At 36.6% G+C, this 7,737-nt stretch carries 6 protein-coding genes; 1 reads left to right on the top strand and 5 read right to left on the bottom strand.

Annotated features, from left to right (window positions below):
* The coding region (locus tag OEV82_RS15645) for a hypothetical protein (protein ID WP_263062393.1) at positions 1–186 on the top strand (186 nt) is incomplete at its 5' end.
* Here the strand turns inward: OEV82_RS15645 and spoVE are convergent.
* From spoVE to OEV82_RS15670, 5 genes are all read right to left on the bottom strand, one after another.
* The gene (gene spoVE / locus OEV82_RS15650; RefSeq protein WP_263062394.1) at positions 164–1,264 is read right to left on the bottom strand and encodes a stage V sporulation protein E; all 1,101 of its coding nucleotides are present in this window, start codon (positions 1,262–1,264) and stop codon (positions 164–166) included. The genes OEV82_RS15645 and spoVE overlap by 23 nt on opposite strands.
* A gap of 68 nt (positions 1,265–1,332) precedes the next feature.
* A complete protein-coding gene (murD, locus tag OEV82_RS15655) occupies positions 1,333–2,685 on the bottom strand; it encodes a UDP-N-acetylmuramoyl-L-alanine--D-glutamate ligase (protein ID WP_263062395.1) in 1,353 nt (450 codons plus the stop codon).
* The gene (gene mraY / locus OEV82_RS15660; protein WP_173662509.1) at positions 2,686–3,660 is read right to left on the bottom strand and encodes a phospho-N-acetylmuramoyl-pentapeptide-transferase; all 975 of its coding nucleotides are present in this window, start codon (positions 3,658–3,660) and stop codon (positions 2,686–2,688) included.
* 16 nt (positions 3,661–3,676) lie between these two features.
* Positions 3,677–5,173, bottom strand: coding sequence for a UDP-N-acetylmuramoyl-L-alanyl-D-glutamate--2,6-diaminopimelate ligase (locus tag OEV82_RS15665; protein ID WP_263062396.1), 1,497 nt, complete (start codon positions 5,171–5,173; stop codon positions 3,677–3,679).
* A 423-nt stretch (positions 5,174–5,596) separates the two neighbouring features.
* The gene (locus tag OEV82_RS15670; RefSeq protein WP_263062397.1) at positions 5,597–7,510 is read right to left on the bottom strand and encodes a stage V sporulation protein D; all 1,914 of its coding nucleotides are present in this window, start codon (positions 7,508–7,510) and stop codon (positions 5,597–5,599) included.
* Positions 7,511–7,737: the final 227 nt, after the last annotated feature.

Below are 7,737 nucleotides of genomic sequence, written 5' to 3' on the forward strand. Positions count from 1 at the left end.
CTGGACATGGAAAAGACCATGTCCAGCCTAAATAAGATAAGAATCTTAGAAAATGATGAGCAAAAAAAGACAAATCCCAACTCAAATGAAGCATTTGAGTTGGGGTTTGTCGACAGTCTGAAGGGAGGTTATTTCCTCCCTTCTTTTTGTAAATTTTTTAAACTTAAATTCTCGCATACCGGCTAATATTTAATAATATCCCCACGGCCATGAGCATTAAAGTTAGTGATGAACCACCGTAACTGAAAAATGGTAGGGTAATTCCTGTAACAGGTATTAAGCCGGTAACTACTCCAATATTGATCATCACTTGGACTGCAATCATGGAAATAATGCCAACTGCTAAAAAACTTCCATATAAATCTGGCGCATTTAATGCTACGCGAATGCCGCGCCACAATAGTAACGCAAATAATAGTAAGACAAAAGCTCCACCAATAAATCCTAATTCTTCAGCTAAAATTGCATAGATAAAGTCTGTTTGTGGTTCAGGTAAATAGAAAAACTTTTGTCTGCTTTGTCCTAATCCTAAACCGAACAAACCACCTGGACCAATCGCATATAATGACTGAATAATTTGGAATCCAGTTCCTAACGGATCAGACCAAGGATCAAGATAAGAAGTGATCCGATCCATTCGATATGGTGCGGCTAAAATGAGTCCAACAAAACCGGCAACACCGACTAACCCTAGTCCAATAAAATGAGATATTTTTGCACCTGCAACAAAAATCATAATCATGCAAGTCCCGACCATAACCGTACCTGTACCTAAATCTGGTTGTAACATAATTAAACCAAAAGCAAGAAATACAAGCGCAAGACTAGGTACAAATCCCTTTGTGAATTGCGTAATACGTTTTTGATTGGTAGTTAAATATTTTGCTAAAAACATGATCATGGCCAGCTTCATAAACTCCGAAGGTTGAATGGAAAAAGCACCGACTCCAATCCAACTTCTTGAACCATTCCGAACATTACCAATTCCTGGGATTAATACTGCTATTAATAGAATGAAACAAATGATTAAAAGGATTTTCGACCAATTCCGCCATGTCCAATAATCAACGTTCATAATAAAAAACATAGCGACTAATCCTACTACGGCAAATAGAAGTTGTCGTTTCGCAAAGTAAAAGGAATCGTCAAATCGGAAATCAGCCCAAACAGCACTTGCACTATATACCATGATTAACCCAATAGATAAGAGTGATAGTATGACAATCACTAAAACAAAGTCTGGAGTTGTTTTTTTCACCGGCAAAACAGGTCACCCCATTAAAGCAAATTCGAGCTTGCCAATCTTTTACTTGGAAAAAATTGTCCAAGCTCTTATACTAGCTTATGCACCGCATTAATAAAAATGTCCCCTCTTATTTCAAAATTTTTATATTGATCCCAACTAGCACATGCTGGTGATAGAAGAATAACATCTCCCGGTTGAGACAAAGAATAAGCTAGTGGTACAGCCTCTTCAACATTATTGACGGCATGCAAATTTTCTATCCCTGCTTTCTGACCTGTTTTTAATAGTTTTTCTTTCGTTTCTCCAAAAGCGATCAAAGATTTTACATTGTGAAGATAAGGAATTAAATCTTCAAATCCATTACCTCGATCCAGTCCTCCGGCTAGTAATATGATTGGTTGGTCAAATGATGTAAGTGCCATTCTTGTTGCAAGTATATTGGTTGCTTTCGAATCGTTATAAAATAGGCGACCATTAAAATTCCGAACAAATTGGAGGCGATGACGTACCCCTTGAAATGTAGTTAAAACTTTTTCAATGGCTGCATTTGAAACACCGCTTAACTTTGCCGCAGCAACACTAGCTAATATATTTTCTAAATTAAACTTTCCAGGTAATACAATTTTGTTACATTCAATCACTTTTTCACCTTTAAAATAAACGTAACCGTCTTTTACCGAAACTCCATTTTCTAAATATTGTTCAGTAGAAAACGGAATTACGGTTGCTTTTGTTTCAGCAGCCAGTTGTGTACATTCTTCTTGATCAAAGTTTAAAATTAAGAAGTCTTCTTCCTTTTGATTTTTATATATATTTTTCTTAGCGTTTACATAGTTTTCTCGTGTACCGTGGTAATCCAGATGAGCTTCGTAAAGATTTGTGATTACGGCAATTTTTGGGCGGAATTCACGAATTCCCATTAATTGAAAGGAAGATAGTTCAATAACAATTTTATGATCTGCTGTTGCCTCCCTTGCAACACCAGAAGCCACTTTTCCAATATTTCCTGCAATTAACGGATTCTTTTGGCCTTCTTTTAACATTTCGTAGATTAATGTTGTCGTCGTTGTTTTACCGTTTGTCCCTGTTATTCCGATAAAATCGGCATCAGATATTTTATACGCAAGCTCGACTTCTGTGATGATTGGAATTCCCCTTGAAAGTGCATCTTCAATTAAAAAATTGGAATATGGTATACCTGGGTTCTTAACTACTAACTGGAAACCCTCATCTAATAAATCTTCCGGATGTTCACCGCAGATAACTTTTATCCCTTTTTCTAATAAGGCTTGTGCTTCAGGGTTTTCTGAAAATGGTTTTTGATCATTTACGGTGACGATTGCTCCAAGTTCATGTAAAAGAAGAGCGGCACTAACACCGCTTTTTGCTAATCCTAATACTAAAATCTTTTTATTACGATAATCTGCTATATTTTTCAATTATAACCACACCTCAATATAAATTCCCAACGTAGCAAATAAAAGTCCAACTGTCCAAAACGTGACAACGACCCGCCATTCACTCCATCCGCTTAATTCATAATGATGGTGTAAAGGACTCATTTTAAAGATTCGTTTACCTGTCGTTTTAAAGGAAACCACTTGGATAATGACAGATAGCGTTTCTATTACAAATATTCCACCGATAATCACTAATAATAATTCTAAGTTTGTTAAAATAGAAACCGTTGCGATTGCTCCACCTAACGCAAGGGAACCAGTATCTCCCATAAATACCTTTGCAGGATGGGCATTAAACACTAAAAATCCTAACACGGCACCAACGATTGCAACGCAAAAGATGGCTGTTTCAAAATCGCCTTGATTCCAAGCTAGAACCGCATAGGCACCAAATGCAACTGCTGCAGTACCTGATACTAATCCATCTAGCCCGTCCGTTAAGTTAACTGCATTGGAAAAGCCTACTTGCCAAAATACAACAAATAATACGTATAACCAACCTATATCAACAGAAACATCTAATATAGGAATATGTATTGCCGTTGAAATTTCAAATGATTGATAAATAAAAAAGAATATGACAGAAATAAGGACCTGACCTAAAAACTTCTGTCTCGATGTTAAACCTAGATTTCGTTTCAGCGCAACTTTTATAAAGTCATCTAAAAAACCTAATATTCCAAATCCGATCGTCACTAATAATAAAAGATAAACTTCCACGGTCATTTCTGAAAATAGACTTGTCATAATGATCGTTGTTAGAATGATGGATAGTAATATCATGATCCCGCCCATCGTTGGGGTACCTGATTTTTTCTGATGGGATTTTGGTCCTTCTTCCCGAATGCTTTGTCCAAATTTCAACTTTCTTAAGAACGGTATGAATATTGGGGAGAGAATAACTGTAATGGCGAATGCTGTTAAGATCGTGTAAATGATGACTTGTTCTTGCATATATCAATCCCTCCCTTTACGATTGTTCCTTTATTTCTTTTGTTAATTTTTCTCGAATAGCTTCAAGTGCTACTTTCCGGTCATCAAAGTCATATTTTGTCTCGCCGATAATTTGATAATCTTCATGTCCTTTACCAGCTATGACAACGATATCTTCATCATTCGCTTCATGTATTGCTCGATAAATGGCTTTTTTTCGATCAGGAATGATTTCATGTGGTAAGCCCATGACTCCCTGAACCATATCATTTAAAATTTGCATCGGATCTTCGGTTCTCGGATTATCAGAAGTGAAGATTGGATGTGTGGCATAACTGCATGCTACTTTTGCCATTAGCGGGCGCTTTGTACGGTCACGATCGCCACCACAGCCAACTACGACATATATATTTGCTTCCTCAGATAAAGACTTTACCGTTTGTAATACATTTTCCAAGCTATCTGGTGTATGAGCATAATCTACAATTACAGGAAATGATTGTCCTCCCTTTACTAGCTCAAAACGACCAGGTACCGAATGAAAACTGCGAATGCTGTCTACAATTGTATTTAACGGTAATTTTGCTACAATCCCAACGGCAATCGCGCTCAATATATTATAAACATTAAACTTTCCAATCAAATTTGTTTCAACTACCGCACGACCAACAGGACTTTCCAATTCAAATGTAGTACCACTTGCTGAAAAACGTATATTTTTTGCTTGCACATCTGCAGGATGATCAATTCCATACGTGATTACATGGGCAGAAGTCATACGGCTGTATTCCTCACTTGCCGGATCATCTCCATTTAACACAGCAAACTTCGGCTGCTTTTCTGAATACCGATTTCCTAATTGGGCAAATAATAAGCCCTTTGCTTTTTTATATTCTTCCATCGTTTTATGATAATCTAAATGATCTTGCGTTAAATTTGTAAATACGGCAACATCATAATCACAACCCCAAGTTCTCCCCTGCACTAACGCATGGGATGAAACCTCCATGCTAACAACTTCAACACCCTTTTGAATCATATCGTGAAACGTCTTTTGTAACGTAATGCTGTCCGGAGTTGTATTTTTCGTCTCAAGTTTTTGATTACCGATTTTCGTATACAAAGTTCCAATTAATGCCGTTTTTTTGTTTGCTACATGAAACATATGGTCAACAATATGACTAACCGACGTTTTTCCATTTGTACCAGTAACTCCTACTAAAAACAGTTGTTGCGACGGATGTTGATAAAATGCATCTGCTAATATAGCCATTGCTCGTTTCGTGTCCCTTACAAGAATTGTAGGTACATTTAATTTTGGAATGACTCTATTCGCTACAATGGCAACGGCCCCCTTTTTTACCGCTTCATGGGCAAATTGATGACCGTCAAATTTATCACCTTCAATGCAAATAAATAATGTACCATCGGTAACTTTTTGTGTATCTTGTTCAATTGAATCAATATTTATATCCTCTTTATAATTTACTACTTTAGCAAATTGTAACCGAGCTAATAACGCTTGGAGTTCCATTACAACATCTCCTTCTAACAAACAAAAATTCTTCTAGTTATATTTTGGGTAAAATAACCAACATACATTTTACAGTAATCGAGCTAAATTTTCTATGTTTGTTTATCATTTACACGAATAATTTATGTTAAATGGAATCTTTTTCATCATGACGGATGAATTTCTTTTATTTTCAATAGACTTATCCTATCACAAACATTGTACTTAATTATTCTCATAATTATGTAACTTAATGTATTATTTCGCGTTCTAGACGAAAGAATTTATTGTTTTCCGATTCAAACTGGTTATATAACAATTAAAAATATAAAAAAATGAAAATGGTTGCCCATTTTCATCCATCAGCATTCCTCTTTTTAACAGAAGTAATAAAATTTTACATAACGAAAATGGACAACCCATTTGTCGATTTCACCGTCATGCTTAGTCAAGGAAAATTCGAATCGTAGAACCTTCTTTTACCTTAGTACCTGGTTGTGGTTCTTGTTTTATGATTTTGTTGCCCTCACCATTCATATCAATCTTTAGATTGAAAAATTGGTTTGCAATTTCCTTCCGTTCAAGTCCGATTAAATTAGGTACTTCCACTAATGGTGTATCTAACCAAGTCGTTTCTTTTTCAATTTGATTTTTCCTTGGAGTCACCTTTAACACTCGCATACTGTCTTCAATAATATTTCCTACAATCGGAGCAGCGACAGTGCCTCCAAATTGAACGGTCCCTTTTGGATTATCAACGGCAACATAAACAACAATTTGCGGATCATCAGCTGGTGCAAAACCGATAAAAGAAACGATGTGGTTATTTTCTAAGTAACGTCCACCTTGTGCTTTTTGTGCTGTTCCCGTTTTCCCACCGACTCGATATCCATCAACAAAAGCGTTTTTTCCTGTTCCTTGTGCAACCACACTTTCCAAAGCATAGCGAATTGTTTTTGATGTCTCGTCAGAAATCACCTTCCGTTTTGCCACTGGTTTTTTACGCATAACCACTTCTTCCGTTTCTGGATCGACTAACTCTTTAACGACGTATGGTTGATAGAGGGTCCCACCATTTATTGCTGCAGAAACAGCAGTCACTTGTTGAATGGGTGTTACTGAAACCCCTTGTCCAAAAGCCGTTGTGGCCAGTTCGACAGGACCCACTTTATCTAAGTCAAAAAGGATTCCTTTACCTTCACCTACTAAATCGATACCCGTTTTTTCTCCAAAACCGAATTTTTTTATGTAGTCGAACAATTTCTCTTTTCCAAGACGTTCACCAAGTTCTACGAATCCCGGGTTACAAGAGTTTTGAACAACTTCTAAAAATGTTTGTGAACCATGTCCTCCTCTTTTCCAACAGTGTAGTTGAGCACCGCCAACTTCGACACGTCCGGAATCATAAAAATTCTCTTCTTCAAGATTCACCTTTCCTTCTTCAAGGGCAGCAGCCAATGTAATAATTTTAAAGGTTGAACCGGGTTCATACGTACTCCAAATCGGTAAATTACGATTATAAATCTCTGGTGCCACATGTTGAAAATCAGCAGGATCGAAATTAGGTCTTGAAGCCATACCTAATATTTCACCTGAATTTGGGTCCATAGCAATAGCGATTAAACCATCCGGATTATATTGAGCATCAGCATTGTCTAATTCTCGCTCAAGAATTGTCTGAATTTGTGAATCAATTGTCAAAACAAGGTCTAAACCATCAACAGGTGGATGATAATCGTCTGGCATGCTCTCCATTCGTTCTCCCTTAGCTGTTGAATAGAACTGAACTGCTCCCCGTTTCCCAGCTAGTTCCTTATCATAAGATAGCTCTAATCCCATTAATCCTTGATTATCGATGCCCGTAAATCCTAACACATGGGACAGATAATCTTCAAAGGGATAATACCTTTTTGAATCTTCCGCAATATAAACTCCTGGTAAATTTAATTCTTCAATTTCTTTTGCTTTTTCATTCGAAATTTTTCTACCTGCCTTTAATCGTTCCATACTCGATTTTTTTGTAATTTGCTGATAAATTTCTTGAACTTCTGCATTTAATATATTTGCAAGTTTTTCAGCTGTTTTGGCAGGATCTTTAATTTGCCGTGGAACAATATAAACGGTCGGTGAGCTGATATTTGTAGCTAGAGCAATGCCATTTCGATCTAATATTTCTCCTCTTTTCGGTTCAAAGGGAATTTCACGATTCCACGAATTTTTTGCTCGCTCAGTTAACATATCGCCAAGCACGAATTGAACATATGCTAATCGTATGCCAATAATTGTAAAAATGAGAAATCCAACTAATAAAGTGATAACCAGTCTTTTTCGCACAGTTACTTGAGAAACTTTACGCATATTCCCCCTCCTATATCACCTATTTCATGTATATGCTTGTACATATTCCTATAGAACGGAGAAACCTATTGTAAATAGTAAAAAAAACACGTCCTATAGACGTGTCAGCTTGTAGACAAAGTCCCTAACTAGTGGCCAAATCTACAGGCTTTTTTTGTATAATAGGGATAGAATTCTTGGTTAACGGGGGAAATTTAGGATGTTATCGAAGCGTACAGACAATAATC

Source organism: Pallidibacillus thermolactis, from assembly GCF_025660415.1.
Lineage (GTDB): Bacteria > Bacillota > Bacilli > Bacillales > Caldibacillaceae > Pallidibacillus > Pallidibacillus thermolactis.

Bases quoted from the DNA above. Each gene is read 5' to 3' on its own strand.
- OEV82_RS15665 (WP_263062396.1), bottom strand. From the start codon at position 5,173: ATGGAACTCCAAGCGTTATTAGCTCGGTTACAATTTGCTAAAGTAGTA.
- OEV82_RS15670 (WP_263062397.1), bottom strand. From the start codon at position 7,510: ATGCGTAAAGTTTCTCAAGTAACTGTGCGAAAAAGACTGGTTATCACT.
- mraY (WP_173662509.1), bottom strand. From the start codon at position 3,660: ATGCAAGAACAAGTCATCATTTACACGATCTTAACAGCATTCGCCATT.